This window comes from Citrobacter sp. Ce006 (assembly GCF_030336535.1).
In the GTDB taxonomy this organism is placed as follows: Bacteria; Pseudomonadota; Gammaproteobacteria; order Enterobacterales; family Enterobacteriaceae; genus Citrobacter; species Citrobacter europaeus.
This window is the reverse complement of record NZ_JAOWDO010000072.1, coordinates 562,602-578,561: the sequence shown is the minus strand read 5'-3', so window position 1 is coordinate 578,561 and position 15,960 is coordinate 562,602. Positions and strand designations below refer to the sequence as shown.

Annotated in this window: 16 protein-coding genes; 4 read left to right on the top strand and 12 right to left on the bottom strand. The window is 52.1% G+C overall.

Translation table 11 applies throughout. The annotated features are described in order from the left end of the window. Window positions 1-100: 100 nt before the first annotated feature. From sdhB to sdhC, 4 genes are read right to left on the bottom strand one after another with little or no spacing between them, the layout of a single operon-like run. A complete protein-coding gene (gene sdhB / locus OGV94_RS17055; RefSeq protein ID WP_032948848.1) occupies window positions 101-817 on the bottom strand; it encodes a succinate dehydrogenase iron-sulfur subunit SdhB in 717 nt (238 codons plus the stop codon). A gap of 15 nt (window positions 818-832) precedes the next feature. Then, window positions 833-2,599, bottom strand: a complete 1,767-nt coding sequence (gene sdhA / locus OGV94_RS17050) for a succinate dehydrogenase flavoprotein subunit (RefSeq protein ID WP_003831409.1) — start codon at window positions 2,597-2,599, stop codon at window positions 833-835. After that, window positions 2,599-2,946: a succinate dehydrogenase membrane anchor subunit gene (gene sdhD, locus OGV94_RS17045; RefSeq protein ID WP_005122550.1), complete on the bottom strand. Its 348-nt coding sequence runs from the start codon at window positions 2,944-2,946 to the stop codon at window positions 2,599-2,601. Before sdhD ends, sdhA begins: the two co-directional genes overlap by 1 nt. Next, window positions 2,940-3,344, bottom strand: a complete 405-nt coding sequence (gene sdhC / locus OGV94_RS17040; RefSeq protein ID WP_047412583.1) for a succinate dehydrogenase cytochrome b556 subunit — start codon at window positions 3,342-3,344, stop codon at window positions 2,940-2,942. Before sdhC ends, sdhD begins: the two co-directional genes overlap by 7 nt. A gap of 437 nt (window positions 3,345-3,781) precedes the next feature. Here sdhC and OGV94_RS25235 point away from each other — a divergent pair, with 437 nt between their 5' ends. The 3 genes from OGV94_RS25235 (at window position 3,782) to OGV94_RS17030 (ending at window position 6,550) form a co-directional block, all read left to right on the top strand. Next, complete coding sequence (locus OGV94_RS25235) at window positions 3,782-3,835, top strand: hypothetical protein (RefSeq protein WP_418135082.1); 54 nt, start codon at window positions 3,782-3,784, stop codon at window positions 3,833-3,835. Window positions 3,836-4,041: 206 nt separating this feature from the next. Further along, window positions 4,042-5,325 (top strand): citrate synthase, encoded by a 1,284-nt coding sequence (locus OGV94_RS17035; RefSeq protein ID WP_087053009.1) that lies wholly within the window; start codon window positions 4,042-4,044, stop codon window positions 5,323-5,325. 175 nt (window positions 5,326-5,500) lie between these two features. After that, window positions 5,501-6,550, top strand: coding sequence for an AbrB family transcriptional regulator (locus OGV94_RS17030; protein WP_087053010.1), 1,050 nt, complete (start codon window positions 5,501-5,503; stop codon window positions 6,548-6,550). Window positions 6,551-6,557: 7 nt separating this feature from the next. Here OGV94_RS17030 and OGV94_RS17025 read toward each other — a convergent pair whose 3' ends face one another. The 4 genes from OGV94_RS17025 to OGV94_RS17010 form a co-directional block, all read right to left on the bottom strand. After that, entirely contained in the window at window positions 6,558-7,346 is a 789-nt protein-coding gene (locus OGV94_RS17025; RefSeq protein ID WP_047412614.1) for an oligogalacturonate-specific porin KdgM family protein, read from the bottom strand. Window positions 7,347-7,426: 80 nt separating this feature from the next. Continuing rightward, on the bottom strand, window positions 7,427-8,617 hold the full coding sequence (locus OGV94_RS17020) for a glycoside hydrolase family 88 protein (protein ID WP_043015619.1): 1,191 nt from the start codon (window positions 8,615-8,617) through the stop codon (window positions 7,427-7,429). Between the two features lie 21 nt (window positions 8,618-8,638). Beyond that, complete coding sequence (locus OGV94_RS17015) at window positions 8,639-9,904, bottom strand: oligosaccharide MFS transporter (protein WP_047412621.1); 1,266 nt, start codon at window positions 9,902-9,904, stop codon at window positions 8,639-8,641. Window positions 9,905-9,928: 24 nt separating this feature from the next. Next, the gene (locus tag OGV94_RS17010; RefSeq protein WP_286523846.1) at window positions 9,929-11,710 is read right to left on the bottom strand and encodes a DUF2264 domain-containing protein; all 1,782 of its coding nucleotides are present in this window, start codon (window positions 11,708-11,710) and stop codon (window positions 9,929-9,931) included. A gap of 191 nt (window positions 11,711-11,901) precedes the next feature. Between OGV94_RS17010 and OGV94_RS17005 the strand changes: the two genes are divergently transcribed. Further along, window positions 11,902-12,750, top strand: coding sequence for an AraC family transcriptional regulator (locus tag OGV94_RS17005; protein ID WP_286523844.1), 849 nt, complete (start codon window positions 11,902-11,904; stop codon window positions 12,748-12,750). 2 nt (window positions 12,751-12,752) lie between these two features. Here the strand turns inward: OGV94_RS17005 and nei are convergent, their stop codons facing one another. Genes nei through OGV94_RS16985 form a run of 4 tightly spaced genes read right to left on the bottom strand, consistent with a single transcriptional unit; the run spans window position 12,753 to window position 15,927 of the window. After that, window positions 12,753-13,544 carry an endonuclease VIII gene (gene nei, locus OGV94_RS17000; RefSeq protein WP_286523843.1) on the bottom strand — a complete coding sequence of 264 codons (792 nt, stop codon included), beginning with the start codon at window positions 13,542-13,544 and terminating at the stop codon, window positions 12,753-12,755. 14 nt (window positions 13,545-13,558) lie between these two features. Further along, window positions 13,559-14,203 carry a pyroglutamyl-peptidase I gene (gene pcp / locus OGV94_RS16995; protein WP_286523841.1) on the bottom strand — a complete coding sequence of 215 codons (645 nt, stop codon included), beginning with the start codon at window positions 14,201-14,203 and terminating at the stop codon, window positions 13,559-13,561. Between the two features lie 9 nt (window positions 14,204-14,212). After that, window positions 14,213-15,208: a DUF979 domain-containing protein gene (locus tag OGV94_RS16990; protein WP_043015614.1), complete on the bottom strand. Its 996-nt coding sequence runs from the start codon at window positions 15,206-15,208 to the stop codon at window positions 14,213-14,215. After that, window positions 15,205-15,927 carry a DUF969 domain-containing protein gene (locus OGV94_RS16985; protein WP_075144978.1) on the bottom strand — a complete coding sequence of 241 codons (723 nt, stop codon included), beginning with the start codon at window positions 15,925-15,927 and terminating at the stop codon, window positions 15,205-15,207. Before OGV94_RS16985 ends, OGV94_RS16990 begins: the two co-directional genes overlap by 4 nt. Window positions 15,928-15,960 lie beyond the last annotated feature (33 nt).

Sequence of the window (15,960 nt, the reverse complement as noted above, 5' to 3'; positions counted from 1 at the left end):
ACTTATATTGCCTGATGGCGCTTAGCTTATCAGGCCTACGGGATTTCACCTGTAGGCCGGATAAGACGCTACGTCGCCATCCGGCAACCACTACAACAACTTACGCACTACGTTTGAGCAGCATCGACTTAATATGGCCGATGGCGCGCGTCGGGTTCAGCCCTTTCGGACATACGCTGACGCAGTTCATGATGCTATGGCAGCGGAATACGCTGAAAGCGTCACTTAAACCTTCCAGGCGGCTGTCGGTCTCGGTATCGCGGCTATCAATTAAGAAGCGATACGCTGCCAGCAGGCCTGCCGGGCCAATAAACTTGTCCGGGTTCCACCAGAATGATGGGCAGGACGTTGAGCAGCATGCACACAAAATACATTCATACAGCCCATCGAGCTTCTCACGCTGCTCAGGCATTTGTAAATGCTCACGAGCCGGCGGATTTTTCCCATTATTCAACAAGTAAGGCTTAATCTTCTCATACTGTGCGTAGAATTGCCCCATGTCTACCACCAAATCGCGCACAACCGGTAAACCTGGCAGCGGGCGAATGACAATTTTCTTGCCCGGCTGATTCAGCGCAGAAATAGGTGTGATACAGGCCAGTCCATTTTTGCCGTTCATGTTCAGACCGTCGGAGCCACAAACCCCTTCACGGCAGGAGCGACGAAACGACAGCGACGGATCTTTTTCTTTCAGCTGCATCAATGCATCCAGCAGCATCATGTCGCGCCCTTCTTCTGCCTCCAGGGTGTAATCCTGCATGTGCGGAGCGTCGTCAACATCCGGGTTATAGCGATAAACTGAAAACTCGAGTTTCATTGTCCTGTCTCCGCATTAATAAGTACGAATCTTCGGCGGGAATGCCGGGCGCAGCTTCGGTTCCATATTGACTTGACGTCGCGTCATGGATTCCGACTCTGGCAGGTACAGGGAATGGCACAGCCAGTTTTCATCATCACGTTCCGGGAAGTCGAAGCGGCTATGCGCGCCACGGCTTTCGGTACGGAAGTTTGCAGATACTGCAGTGGCGTACGCGGTCTCCATCAGGTTATCCAGCTCCAGACACTCAACGCGCTGGGTGTTGAACTCGCTGGAGGTATCGTCCAGGCGGGCATTTTTCAGACGTTCGCGGATCGCTTTCAGCTCTTCCAGACCTTTCGCCATCGCATCGCCTTCGCGGAATACCGAGAAGTTGTGCTGCATACATTCCTGCAGCGCTTTGCGAATTGCCACCGGGTCTTCACCGTTGCGGTTACCGTTCCAGCGATTCAGACGCGCCAGAGAAGCATCGATTTCATCTTCGGTCGCATCCAGCAGGTCACCCTGCTCAGCGATAGATTCCTGCAGATGCAGCCCCACCGCACGACCAAATACCACCAGGTCCAGCAGCGAGTTGCCGCCCAGACGGTTGGCGCCGTGAACCGACACGCACGCGATTTCGCCGACAGCAAACAGCCCCGGGATCACCACATCTTCGCCCTGTTCGTTTACAGTCAGCGCCTGGCCAGTCACTTTGGTCGGAATACCGCCCATCATATAGTGGCAGGTTGGGATAACCGGAATCGGCTCTTTGACCGGGTCAACGTGAGCAAAGGTACGAGACAGTTCGAGAATGCCCGGCAGACGGGATTCCAGCACTTCTTTACCCAGGTGGTCGAGTTTCAATTTGGCATGCGGACCCCACGGGCCGTCGCAGCCGCGACCTTCACGGATTTCGATCATGATGGAACGCGCCACCACGTCACGACCCGCCAGGTCTTTCGCGTTCGGGGCATAACGCTCCATAAAGCGCTCGCCGTGTTTGTTCAGCAGGTAGCCACCTTCACCACGGCAGCCTTCTGTTACCAGAACGCCTGCGCCGGCGATGCCGGTTGGGTGAAACTGCCACATCTCCATATCCTGCACCGGCACGCCAGCGCGGATAGCCATACCCACGCCGTCACCGGTGTTGATGTGGGCATTGGTGGTGGACTGATAAATACGGCCAGCACCGCCGGTCGCCAGCACGGTTGCGCGGGCTTTGAAGTAAACCACTTCACCGGTTTCGATACACAGCGCGGTACAACCGACAACGGCGCCATCGGCGTTTTTCACCAGGTCCAGCGCATACCACTCGGAGAAAATTGTGGTGTGGTTTTTCAGGTTCTGCTGATACAGCGTGTGCAACAGCGCATGACCGGTACGGTCTGCCGCTGCCGCGGTACGTGCCGCCTGCTCGCCGCCGAAGTTCTTCGACTGGCCGCCAAACGGACGTTGATAAATTGTGCCATTGTCGAGGCGAGAGAACGGCAGCCCCATGTGGTCCAGCTCCAGAATCGCTTCCGGACCGGTTTTACACATATATTCAATAGCGTCCTGGTCACCAATGTAGTCCGACCCTTTAACGGTGTCGTACATGTGCCATTCCCAGTTATCTTCATGGGTATTACCGAGCGCAACGGTGATGCCACCTTGCGCGGATACGGTATGGGAACGGGTTGGGAACACTTTGGAGAGCAGCGCACAGGTCTGACCGCTCTGGGAAATTTGCAGCGCCGCGCGCATACCTGCGCCGCCGGCACCAATCACAACAGCATCAAATTCTCTGACTGGCAGTTTCATTACACACCCCACACCACAACAAATCCATAAATGACGTAAACCACCAGCGCAACGACGATAGCCAGTTGCAGAATCAGGCGCACAGCCAGAGGTTTAACGTAGTCGGTCAACACCTGCCACATGCCGATCCAGGCATGAATCAAGATGGAGAAAAGTGCCAGCAGGGTGAAGACTTTGGTGAATGCCGATGAGAAGAAACCGGTCCAGACTTCAAACGTCAGCTCGCCGCTGGTGGCGAAGAAGCCGACCATATAGATGATGTATAACGTCAGAACGATAGCGGTAGCACGGACCAGAATGAAGTCATGTACGCCGTTGCGTCCTAATGCGGAGGCGTTGCTTACCATACGAGGACTCCTGCGAGAAGTGAAAGCACGACAATGATAACGAAACAAATTTTGGCGGAGCGTGTCCCTGCTTCGAGGGTTTCTTCGATATAGCCAAAATCCATCAACAGATGGCGAATGCCCATTACGGCGTGATATGCCAGCGCAATCAGGATCCCCCACAGAATTAACTCCACAAAGAAGTTATTCATAATGGATGACGCGATGAGGAAACCTTCAGGGGAGGAAAGGCTGGTACCCAATAACCACAACAGAATCCCGACCGCCACGAAGGTGATCACTCCGGATACGCGATGGAGAATGGACGCTATCGCCGTGATTGGGAACCGGATCGTTTGCAGATCCAGATTGACAGGTCTTTGTTTTTTCACATTTCTTATCATGAATAACGCCCACATGCTGTTCTTATTATTCCCTTTGGACTTCGGGTACAGAAGATGAAGACACCTGTAGCCTGAAAGACGACGGGATTTCCTTCCTCCGGTCTGCGTGCGGGTCAGACAGCGTCCTTACTATAACTACGCGTCATATAAAACACTGCTTCCAGATGCTAAAACGACACGATACAACGCTGGTTGGCTCGGGATTGCAGGGTATTCCGGAGACCTGGCGGCAGTATAGGACGTTCACAAAATCATTACAATTAACCTACATATAGTTTGTCGGGTTTTATCCCGAACAGTGACATAGGTCACGATAACAACATTATTTTAATTTTTAATCATCTGATTTGACAATCATTAAACAAAGTTGTTACAAACGACACCAGAAAAAGCATATAATGCGTAAAAGTTATGGGGTCACTCTTTCACCGGAGATTTAGTTATGTAACAGTGTGGAAGTATTGACCAATACCGTCAGGACAGTTATTAGTGATAGACAGGTTTAATAATTCGGATTGCTAAGTTCTTGATTTGCAGTTTATTCGCCATGAAAAGACCGTTTTACCTGCAAGCGCCCATAGCTCTGTACCCAGGTCATCCCCTCTTTCGCAGAGCGGCGAGCCAAATAACAAACTGGTAACGGTTTATTGATGTACGAAGGCAGATTTAAGTTCCGGCAGTCTTAAGCAATAAGGCGCTAAGGAGACCGTAAATGGCTGATACTAAAGCAAAACTCACTCTAAATGGTGACGCTGCTATTGAACTGGATGTGCTGAAAGGTACGCTCGGTCAAGATGTTATTGATATTCGTAGCCTTGGCTCAAAAGGGATGTTTACTTTTGACCCAGGTTTCACCTCTACCGCATCCTGCGAATCCAAAATTACTTTCATTGATGGTGACGAAGGTATTTTGTTGCATCGCGGCTTCCCGATTGATCAGTTGGCGACCGAGTCTAACTATCTGGAAGTGTGTTACATCCTGCTGTACGGTGAAAAACCGACGCAGGAAGAGTACGACGAGTTCAAAACCACAGTCACTCGCCATACCATGATCCACGAGCAGATCACCCGTCTGTTCCACGGTTTCCGCCGCGACTCTCACCCGATGGCCGTTATGTGCGGTGTTACCGGGGCGCTGGCTGCGTTCTACCACGACTCGCTGGATGTGAATAATCCGCGTCACCGTGAAATCGCCGCTTTCCGTCTGCTGTCCAAAATGCCAACCATGGCAGCAATGTGTTATAAATATTCCATTGGACAGCCGTTCGTGTACCCGCGTAATGACCTCTCTTACGCCGGTAACTTCCTGAACATGATGTTCTCCACGCCGTGCGAAAAATACGAAGTCAATCCGATTCTGGAACGCGCAATGGACCGTATCTTAATCCTGCACGCTGACCACGAACAGAACGCCTCAACCTCTACCGTACGTACCGCGGGCTCTTCTGGCGCTAACCCGTTTGCCTGCATCGCGGCCGGTATTGCTTCCCTGTGGGGACCGGCACACGGCGGCGCAAACGAAGCTGCGCTGAAAATGCTGGAAGAAATCAGCTCTGTTAAACACATTCCGGAATTTGTTCGCCGCGCGAAAGACAAGAATGATTCCTTCCGCCTGATGGGCTTTGGTCACCGTGTTTACAAAAACTATGACCCGCGCGCTACCGTCATGCGTGAAACCTGCCACGAAGTGCTGAAAGAATTGGGCACCAAAGACGATCTGCTGGAAGTGGCGATGGAACTTGAGCACATTGCGCTCAACGACCCGTACTTCATCGAGAAGAAACTCTACCCGAACGTAGACTTCTACTCCGGCATCATCCTGAAAGCGATGGGTATTCCGTCCTCCATGTTCACCGTTATCTTCGCCATGGCGCGTACCGTTGGCTGGATTGCGCACTGGAACGAAATGCACACCGACGGCATGAAAATCGCTCGTCCGCGTCAGCTGTACACCGGCTACGACAAGCGCGATTTTAAATCTGCAATTAAGCGTTAATTGTCTGCCGGATGGCGCTTGCGCCTGTCCGGCTTTCAGCTATTAATTCTCCCGGGTCGGATAAGGCAGTAACGCCAGAATCCGACCTGTTTTTTCTTGATCCACATTATTTTATTCTCATCGCGCTTTCTCTATGATTTACTGAGATTTCCGTCATTTCACTCAGGAGCATGGGATGCCTGTTTTGCAGTGGAGCCTGTTGTTTCTGCTATCGCTCCTTCTTTCCCTGCTCTTTCTGTTTATCCATCTTCCAGGACCATTGCTGCTCGGTTCGATGATCGTCGGCATCATCTTCAGTATGCGCGGCATTTCGCTGCACCCTCCCCGCTGCACATTTCTTGGTGCGCAGGCGATTCTCGGCTGTATGATTGCCCAAAATCTGACCGGTTCAATCTTCACAACCCTTGCGGCCCACTGGCCGATGGTGATTGTTGTCCTGCTGGCGACCCTTATCAGCAGCGCGGTAATCGGCTGGCTGCTGGTGCGCTACAGTAATCTACCGGGGAACACCGGCGCGTGGGGTTCTTCACCTGGCGGCGCGGCAGCGATGGTCGCGATGGCCCAGGAATTTGGCGCCGACATCCGACTGGTGGCGTTTATGCAGTATCTGCGCGTACTGTTGGTGGTCGGGGCAGCAGCGCTGGTCACCCGATTGATGATGGGCGATCAGGCGCAGGCGGTCAGTGAACAAATCGTCTGGTTTCCGCCACTGAGCGGTAATCTGTTCAGTACCCTGGCGCTGGCCGCCGTTGCCGGTGTAGCCGGGCGCTTACTGCGTATCCCCTCCGGCGTGATGTTATTGCCCATGCTGGCGGGCGCGTTGCTGAACGCTGGCGGTGTGATGGTGATTGAACTGCCGGAATGGCTGCTGGCAATAGCTTATATGGCCATCGGCTGGCAAATCGGCCTTGGCTTTGACAAGCAGATTTTCTTAACGGCGTTGCGCCCCTTACCGCAGATCCTGTTGTCCATTTTTTCACTGATGGCGATCTGCGCCGCTATGGCCTGGGGGCTGGCGCATTACATGCAGATAGATTTTCTCACCGCCTATCTGGCGACCAGTCCCGGTGGGGTGGATTCTGTTGCGGTGATTGCCGCAGGGAGTCACGCCGATATGGCGTTGATCATGGCGATGCAAACCCTGCGGCTGTTCAGCATTTTATTAACCGGCCCGGCGGTGGCGCGGTTTATTTCAGTGCACGCGCCAAAGCAATTATCATCATAAACCGGGATTAGTTTAAGTTATATTTAAACCCTACCCTGATTTGATATTCATTTTTTGTATCATCACCATCTTTGTATTTATCAAGATAGCCTAATTCAAAAAATGGATAAAACCGCGGTGTGGCATGGAAATTAAATACAAAGTTATGCTGCAGAGTATGATTCTTGCCGTTAGCATACTCAAATTTATCGCCATGGGTTTTACTGTAATACGTTGGATTATATTGCACCCAGAAGTTTGGCGTAAAATACTTGGTTAAATAAATATCAACGCGGTGCTCTGAAGAGTCATCCCAGTCGCCTTGCAGCGTTTCGCTGTCATGGTTTTGATGGTTATATCGGTAGCGTAGTACAGCCCCCAGCGTTGGGTCAAAATGATAGCCAATACCAATATAAGGGTCGACACGTGAACCTGCAGACTCCCAGTGAAACACCACGCCGGGCTCAAGCCAGAAGTCACTATCACCCAGAGCAAAAGGCTTGTTAAACTCGGCTTCCTGATAGCTGCTTTTCCACTGGTCCATATTTTTGCCAAGATCGGCATCGGTTTCAAAACTCCAGTACATGCTTTTAAATATACTGTCTGAGTCCTGTACCACCCCGGTTAACATTAATCGCTGCAAAAAACCTTTGCTGGCCGTACGGTACTGCGTACGCGGTGCAAAATACACGGTAGTAAAGGGTGTCGATTTCGCCTGAGGGGCAGTAGTCGTATTATTTTCCGTGGCCATAGCGCCAGTTACAGGCATGACCAGTGCAGCCATTAATATGGCTGTATTAATATTATTGCTTTTCATTATATTTTCCTCGCCGTACAGAGATAAAATCTCCCCCTGCTAAATCAATAGCCTGAATATTTAACCGAGGGAGCGGAATATTACCAGTAACTTTTCCAGCAGGATATTGCACGGGTCATCGCTTCCATCAGGAAATAATCCCCCCACGCGCAGCACTCATCCACACCGACGTTACCTTTAAAATAATAAACAGAGTGTTTTAATAATCCTTCGCCTGCTTCATGCGCAGCATTTAGATAATCATCAAGCATTCGCGCAATCATCCTTAATGCCAACGCTTCATAACTTTCACGTTCCGGATGGGTTGCCGGTAGCTGTTTTACCAGCTCCAGCAGCGCGCAGGCGAGAATCGCGCTGGCAGAGCTATCCCTTTCACTGTTGGGATCGGTAAGCGCCAAATCCCAATAACAGATAAGATCTTCCGGCAAACGATTAATAAAGTAATTTGCCAGCGTCTGGCTCAGTTCCAGAAGCCGCTCATCTCCGGTATAGAGATAATTCAGCAGAAAGCCATAAACACCCCATGCCTGCCCGCGCGACCAGCAGGAATCATCGGAAAAACCCTGATGCGTATTGCCAAACCGCGGTTCCCCGGTGCGCACATCCATATAGTACGTATGAAAAGTTGAGCCGTCCTCGCGCACAATATAACGTCGCGCCTGCTCTATATGATTTTTCGCCGCTTCAGCATAGCGTGGATCGCCGGTGCTGGCGCTTGCCTGATACAGCAAGGGCAGATTCATATTGCAGTCTATAATCATCCTGCCCTGCTGCTCCGGATTATCCAGTTCGCCCCACGCCTGAATAATGCCGCATTTCTCGTGATAGCGTTCCATTAGCACTTCTGCCGCCTGCTGCGCGATATAAGTCGCCTCGCGATTGCCGGTTAGTTTATTGGCCGCTATACATGAAAGGCTGTACAGAAAACCCAGATCGTGGTGATTGGTATGATCCCTACTGGCAATACGTTCGCCAAAAGAACGGACATGTTGTTCGGCCAACGTACGATACGCATCATTACGCGTCCATTCCCATGCCAGCCACAGCTGACCAGTCCAGAAACTGGTGGTCCATTCCTGATTATCGATAATTGGGTAGCGACCATTTTCACATGCCGCATCCGGAAAACGCGTGCCAAAATAATCGCTGTTACGATCGATAGCAGATAAAATGACCGGTAAAGCGCGGCGAATCTTCTGCGCAATAGCAGCGCGCTCGCCGCTTCGCAGGACAACAGGAACGATCGGTTCTTTACGGATAGTCACAGACATAATTCTCTCGTTTTCTTCACTTTAATGGGTGGCTTCTTGCCCATGGACAGGGGCTGCAATGGTTTTTTTGTGCTGATAGCAAGTAGAAAGCGTGATGGCGGAGATCCCGGTAAATACCAGAGCAACCACGCCCATAATCAGATAGGTATGCTCAAAACCAATTTTTTGGTAGGCATAGCCGGCAGGCGGTGCCACGACAATAGAACCGACGTAAATCATGGCCTGATAGCCCAGCAGGTACATCGTGGCGTTAACGCGTTTGTCGAAATGTTCGGCAATGTATTTGAAAACCGACACCAGAATCAGGGCGATTTCAATCCCATACAAAGGCTTCACCAGGCAGATGATCAGCGGATCGTTAGTTAATCCGGAAATAATCAAACGCAGACTGATCACAAGACCGGTCAGGATCATCCCCTGCTTAGCGCCAATGCGGTTAATAATGGCAGGCACCAGCATCATGCCGAAAAACTCTGCGGCTGACTGCGCGGTACTCATGTAGCCAAACATGGCGTTGCCTTCTTCTTTAGTGCTAAAGAAGGTGACGAAATAGCGAGAGAACTGCTGTTCGGCAATAAACATCATCCATGCCACTCCCGCGATATACAGCGCAAAGGTCCAGAATTTCTTATTGCGCAGCAACTCGAACACATCGCCAATGACAATCTTCTCTTTCGACAGGACGTCATTCTCTTCCTGGCCAAAGTGATCAACTTTCAGCGTCAGCAGAACCGCAAACATGCAAAGCGCGGAAACGCTACTGATTACAAAGTTGATTTTGGGCGAAATATTGTAGAGATACCCAGAGAATGAAGACGCCGTTGCCCATCCCAGCGCGGCCCACATGCGGATCCGGCCAAACTCCATCGCGTACAAACGGCTGAAACGGTCAACATAGGACTCTTCCGCCGCCACCCCCGCATACCAGCCGAGGCTGAAAAAAAGCGCACCGACGATCATCCCGCTGATAAAATGCGTTTGTAATAGCGGCAGGTAACACCAGATGAAAAATGGCGCCATCAGGGCCGAAACGAGGCAGACAAAATAGAGCAGATGTTTTTTCATGCCCATTTTGTCCATGATGTAACCGTAAACAGGTTTGATAACTACCGCAAAAACGCCGTTCACGGCAAATACCGTGCCGATCTCCACACCATCCAACCCGGCTTTATCTCCCAGCCAGATAGCGTACAGGCCAAAGCTGGCCGCCCAGGTAAAGGTAAACAGAAATACAAACAGACTCAGTTTGATGTAAGCCGAGCGCGTCGACTGAACAGGGTTAGTCATTATTTTTCTCCGCACATGCGTCAGTTAAATGATTTCCAGCGTTTTCACACCCAGCGTTAGCACCTGATTCTCACGGTCGAACGCCATTGCTGCCGCAGGTGACAGCGAGGAAAACGATGTGGCGTTGACGACGCAGGCCAGCCAGTGCGTGCCCGGCGTAAGCGTGCTACGAAGACAGGGGATCTCCCCCGGTGATGCATACAGAATGTTGCTGTTGGGTGGCGTTGTGACGACCTCCGGTTGACGCTCTGCCAACAGATCGGTTATCTGGCATACGCCGGAGCTGGCACGAAGCGTGACCCCGTGCGGTGCAGTTTTGGTATCGATGAGTTGATGCCGGTTAAGCGCGAATCCCCCCTCGACACAGTCAAGCTGGCGCGCAGTTTCAACGCGATGAATGCGAATATGTCCTTGCTGAAACGGGATTAGCCAGGTCGTGACGACGACGTTTGACCACGGGTGCCAACGGCTTCGGATTAACGCATCCGTCATTTCAACAGCGTCGCACTCACGACGTCCACGCCAGTAGTTATCCTGTTCGCTGAACACCAGCATCGAATCACAGGCAGCATGGTTCAGACCATAATGACCGCGCTCCAGGGTAAAACCGAAGTGGCTGGAGTAAGCAAATTTGCCGTATTTGGCATCGAAATTGACAAAGTTATTGCGGTCATACTGCCCGGACATCAGCATCCAGGCGTGTCGGTTTGCATCATCATGAACGATAAATTGTCCGGCTTCCTTTATCGGATGAATCGGCTCAGGTTCAGGCAACGGGGCTGACTCGGCTTGCCAGAATGCGCTCTGTTCCGGCAGCGCCAGAATCAGCAACGCCTTACATGCCCACCAGGGTGAGCATGGGCTGTTGTAGTCTTCGGTCATCACCAGATTCGGGTAGGTATATCCCAGCGTGAATAAACCATCCGGGCCAATGAAAGGCTGCGCTAACCACCAGTCGAGGTGGCGTAAAATCACGCCTTTGACGATAGGGATCGTAAAGACATCCAATCCTGTCCAGACGACGGCGCTCCAGAACGCAACCTGAACAAAACGGTAAGTCAGGCTGCGGCCAAACGGAATTGCATCCCCGTCACAGGTAAAGTAATAGATGTAATCTCTGGCAAACTGACGCGCGCGCTGGCGATAGCGCAGGCAACGTTCAGGATCAGCGTCCTGCATAAGATGGCTGTACAGCAAACTGTAAAAATGAAACCCGCTGGAGATATAGTAATCGCGCGGTTTACCTGCACCGTCGGAATACCAGCCGTTACCAAGCCAGAATGGCTCAATCGCGTTCAGATGCTTATCAATGACCATCATGTCATAGTGGCGTCCGACACATTTAAGACCGACCTGCACCAATACCGGGAAGAAGTGCCAGTTATTATCCGGGATTTGGATATCAGCACTTTGTCGTAACCAGCGCTCCAGATTATCCTGCTCATCGGCGGTTAACGCATCCCATAATCCGGTATTCGGCAGCGCCAGCGCTACGCCAAAGGCAGCCATTTCCACGCAGCGCTGATCGTTATCGACCAGATTACCCCAATAGTTTGGATGTTCGGGGTCACAGCCATGGCGAATACCGCGAATAAAAGCCTCACGATACTCACCCGCGTCTCCTGCGCTTAACAGCGGTGAAAGGATCCATAACAGACGTGCAAACCCCTCCATACCGGCGATGTCCATTGGATATTGTGCGGACGTTTCGCCCACGTCCAAACGCGTGTTATCGCATGAGAGATGAGGAATGGCTGATGCCAACCATTGCCGCGCCTTTTCTGCATACTCTTGCCTTTCTCGCATAATGAAACCTCGTTTCATTTGATGAAGTATTGGGCGCATAATAAGGATTTGAACTGACATACAAATGTGATAATCGTCGTATTTCCACACAACGCTGGTGATGAAGTACAACATTCATCTGCATTTTGCGGAGAAAATTCGATTACAGTGATAAAAACTTAAGTATGTTCACATGAACAGGCGAGACATAAATGCAGCGGACGGAAGACAGTAGTTATCTTGAGCATATAAACCTCAACGACAAGTCGATTTACTTTAATCGTATGAAGGATATGCCAGCCAACTACTATCACTGGCACCAGTGTGTGGAGATATTGTCGGTTTCTCAGGGAGTAGGCATCGCGCTTATGGAGCACCAACAGTACACCGTCAAACCCAGGCGTATTTTTATTTTCCCGCCGGGAAAGTTGCATAAAGTGTTTGTCGAACAGGATGCACGTAATATTTATCACCGCACAACGCTGCACTTTAATGCTCCACAAATTGAGCAGTACCTGCGGGATTTTCCTCGGCAGCAAATGCTACTGCGTCAGCTGTGCGCCAGGGGAGAGAAAGCACGGGTGTTTGACGTCGGTGACGTTCAACCGGTGATTGAAACGTTGCTGAGCCGTTTTGAAGAACAGCTCAAAAGTCAGACCTTCAGCATCAGCGACAGCGCATTTCTGGTGATGCAGCTCATTAGCCTGCTGCCACATCAGGCGCAGGCCACGGGACAAAATACATTTTCGGTCAGCATTATCCGCTGGATCGAAACACACTTTCACCAGCGCTGCTCGCTGGAAGATATCGCCAGCGAGATGGGGTGCTCGCGGGGCCATGCCTCCCGCCGTTTTCACGAAGAAACCGGCGGTACGATTCAGGAATACCTGATGATGCGCCGCATTCGTCAGGCCTGCGAACTGCTGTTACATACCAATAGCTCGGTACGCGATATTGCTGCTCAGGTTGGTTTCTCCGAATACGCCTGGTTTATTACCTGTTTTCGCAAAAACATGGGTAAAACCCCGCTGCAATATCGCAAAACGTATGCTTCGGTATAGATCTACTTCTGACATCCCGGACACCAGTAAAAAGGGCGCGAAGAGAGCGTCGTTTTTTCGATGATTCCACCACAGCGCTCGCAGGCTTCACCGTCCCGGTGAAAGACCTTAAAGCGAAACAACGCGCCATGGTGTTTGTTCTCATCCACCAGCCCGCGGGTATTATAGGACAGACGAGGAATATCAAGCAGCGCACGCGCCAGCGTATCCAACTGTTCGTCACTAAGCTGAGACGCTTTATGCTGCCCGGTCAACCCTACCTGCCAAAGGATCTCTACCCGCAGGTAGTTACCTAATCCCGCCAGAAATGCCTGGTCCAGTAGCAGGCCAGAAAACTGGCGATTACGAAAACGCGGAGATAACAGACGCGCTTTAACCTCATCGGGCGTTAAACGTAAATCCAGCACATCCGGCCCAACTCGTTGCAGGAACGGATGGGTGGTAAGCTGCTCTGGCGTCAGCATTTCGATATCAGACGCGCTATAGAGCAGGATGGTTTTATCGGCTGTTTGCAGCCTGACACGCAGAACCCGCGAAGTCTGCGGGATTTTGCCAGTATCCACGACTCGCCACACGCCGTAGAGCTGATTGTGACTGTACAGTATCAGACCATTAGAAAAATGAGTCAGCAGTGCTTTCCCTCGCGTTTCAAGCTGAGTAACACTCTGCCCAATAAGTTGAGATTGATACGGTTTTAACTGCTCAAAGGCAAACCAGACATCCGTCAGGGGTTTGCCTTTGACTGCCGCCTCCAGGTTATCCGCCGCGCGGCGGATCTCCGGGCCTTCAGGCATAATACTGTCCTTTGTTAATGTGTTGCGCCGCCCGTCACGGTGATATCGCTTTCCACCTGCAAGGCGGTGGCAATGGCGACTTCCAGCGCCCGGCGAACGGTTTCAGCCGCCATACTTGGCGCGCCGGGGTGCTGCGCGGCCTGTTGCGGCAGATAAGGGATATGAATAAAACCGCCCTTCACCGCCGGCACGTCGCGTAATTTATGCAGCAGACCATACATTACGTGGTTACACACAAAGGTACCTGCGGTCTGGGAAACCGAGGCCGGAATTCCCGCGTTGCGCATAGCCACAACCATCGCTTTGATCGGCAACGTACTAAACCATGCCGCAGGACCATCGACGACAATCGGCACATCTACCGGCTGTTGTCCCTGGTTATCCGCAATACGAGCATCATCAATGTTGATCGCCACGCGCTCCACGGTGATATCCGAGCGCCCGCCCGCCTGCCCCACAGCCAGCACCAACGATGGCGACAGCGCATCAATCGCGCCATTGAGTACGGCAAGAGATTCGCCAAAGACGCACGGCAGCTGGCGGGCAACGACGCGGCATCCACCGATAATAGCATTGTCGAGTCCCGAGACCACTTCCCAGGAAGGGTTAACTGACTCGCCGCCAAAGGGTTCAAATCCCGTGATGAGTACTGTTTTCATCCTGTCACCTTACAAGAACATCAGGAAATACATCAGGAACACGTTGACCAACAGCAGCAGTATGCCGGTTGGCACCTGCGCTTTAATCACCGCGTTTTTATCCGGCAGCTCCAGCAGCGCAGCAGGGACAATGTTAAAGTTCGCCGCCATCGGCGTCATCAGTGTCCCGCAATAGCCGGAGAACATACCAATCGCCGCCATTACCGCTGGATTGCCGCCGTGTTGCAGTACGAGGATCGGAATACCAATCCCAGCGGTCACGATCGGGAAAGCAGCAAATGCATTGCCCATCACCATGGTCAGCAATGCCATGCCGATGGTGTACACCGCCACCGCGATAAAGCGACTGTCTACCGCCAGATATTCCTGCGTCAGATATGAAATGCCGCTGCCTACGCCAGCCGCCGTAAACAACAGCCCGAGCGTGGCCAGGATTTGCGGCAGGATGAACGCCCAGCCGATGGAATCCAGCAGACGGCGCGCCTCCTGAATCGGCTGATGCACCCGCTCATGGGTCATTTTTATCGCCATCGCCAGACCAATCAACGAGCCCGCTGTCATGGAAAAAAGCGTCACCAGCGTGGCGTGATTACCCGGCCCAAACAGCGCATCCTGTAAGCCCGGAATATGGTTGAACATCAGCACGCCGATCACCGTTACTACCGGAATCGCCAGCGCCGGGAAAAACAGGCGGTTGCCCAGGCGACTGGCGCTTTCTTCTCGCTGTTGCGGCGTCCGTTGATGGTAGCTTCCCAGCTTCACGCCGCCAAAACCGGCGATCAGGGCCAGAACGACCACCGCAACACCAACGGCAATATGCACCGCGCGTTTGTCGCCAAACAGCGAGTATGTCCAGTCGCCAAGCAAAAACAATACACCGTATATGCCCCAAAACAGGCCTGTAGTGAAGCGGCGAGGGTTCGCCTTGTCCTGCCACGACATCAGCGCCACAATCAGTAATACCGCTCCCGCCAGCCAATAGAGATAGCTTTGTTGAAAATTCATTTCGCTTCTCCTTTCGCTGCGGCATTCGCTTTCGCCACCTCACGTTGCAAATAGCTATCCAGACGCCACAGACGCGTGCCGTGGATCAGAAAGGCACAAATTGCCGTTGGGATCCCCCACAAGGCGATATGCAACGGTTCGGTCTGGATCCCACCAGACTCCAGCATAAAGTTGTGCATGAATATGATGGCACCGAAGGCAACAAAGATATCTTCCCCGAAAAACAGCCCAACGTTATCGGTCGCAGCTGACATTGCGCGCAGGCGATAGCGTACCGCGCCCGGTATCTCACCATGATTTTTTTCAGCAGCCCCTTCCGCCATCGGCGCCAGCAGCGGACGCACCATCTGTGGATGCCCCCCCAAACTGGTCAGTCCTAACGCGGCGGTCGCTTCGCGTATGAACAGATAGACAATAAGCAGACGGCCACTGGTGGCGCTGCGGATTTTTGCAATCCACGCCTGAGCGCGCTCTTTGAGTCCGTGACGTTCCAGCAGGCCAATAACCGCCAGCGGGATCAGCAGGATAAACGGCAGGTTGCGGGTGTTAAGAAAACCTTCACCCAGTTTCTCAAGGATGGTGGCTACCGGCATATGCGCCGCCAGTCCCGTGACGATCCCGGCAATAATGACCACCAATACCGGGTTAAAACGTAAAAGAAATCCGACCACAATGACGGCGATACCCGTCAATGGCCAGAGAGAAATAGCCTCTCCCATAATTAAATCCCTTATATTGTTGTGTAATATATT

Coding starts and splice junctions, on each gene's coding strand:
- OGV94_RS17005 (WP_286523844.1), top strand. CDS start 11,902: ATGCAGCGGACGGAAGACAGTAGTTATCTTGAGCATATAAACCTCAAC.
- OGV94_RS17035 (WP_087053009.1), top strand. CDS start 4,042: ATGGCTGATACTAAAGCAAAACTCACTCTAAATGGTGACGCTGCTATT.
- sdhC (WP_047412583.1), bottom strand. CDS start 3,344: ATGTGGGCGTTATTCATGATAAGAAATGTGAAAAAACAAAGACCTGTC.
- OGV94_RS16985 (WP_075144978.1), bottom strand. CDS start 15,927: ATGGGAGAGGCTATTTCTCTCTGGCCATTGACGGGTATCGCCGTCATT.
- nei (WP_286523843.1), bottom strand. CDS start 13,544: ATGCCTGAAGGCCCGGAGATCCGCCGCGCGGCGGATAACCTGGAGGCG.
- OGV94_RS17020 (WP_043015619.1), bottom strand. CDS start 8,617: ATGTCTGTGACTATCCGTAAAGAACCGATCGTTCCTGTTGTCCTGCGA.
- pcp (WP_286523841.1), bottom strand. CDS start 14,203: ATGAAAACAGTACTCATCACGGGATTTGAACCCTTTGGCGGCGAGTCA.
- sdhA (WP_003831409.1), bottom strand. CDS start 2,599: ATGAAACTGCCAGTCAGAGAATTTGATGCTGTTGTGATTGGTGCCGGC.
- sdhB (WP_032948848.1), bottom strand. CDS start 817: ATGAAACTCGAGTTTTCAGTTTATCGCTATAACCCGGATGTTGACGAC.
- OGV94_RS16990 (WP_043015614.1), bottom strand. CDS start 15,208: ATGAATTTTCAACAAAGCTATCTCTATTGGCTGGCGGGAGCGGTATTA.
- OGV94_RS17025 (WP_047412614.1), bottom strand. CDS start 7,346: ATGAAAAGCAATAATATTAATACAGCCATATTAATGGCTGCACTGGTC.
- OGV94_RS17015 (WP_047412621.1), bottom strand. CDS start 9,904: ATGACTAACCCTGTTCAGTCGACGCGCTCGGCTTACATCAAACTGAGT.
- sdhD (WP_005122550.1), bottom strand. CDS start 2,946: ATGGTAAGCAACGCCTCCGCATTAGGACGCAACGGCGTACATGACTTC.
- OGV94_RS17030 (WP_087053010.1), top strand. CDS start 5,501: ATGCCTGTTTTGCAGTGGAGCCTGTTGTTTCTGCTATCGCTCCTTCTT.
- OGV94_RS17010 (WP_286523846.1), bottom strand. CDS start 11,710: ATGCGAGAAAGGCAAGAGTATGCAGAAAAGGCGCGGCAATGGTTGGCA.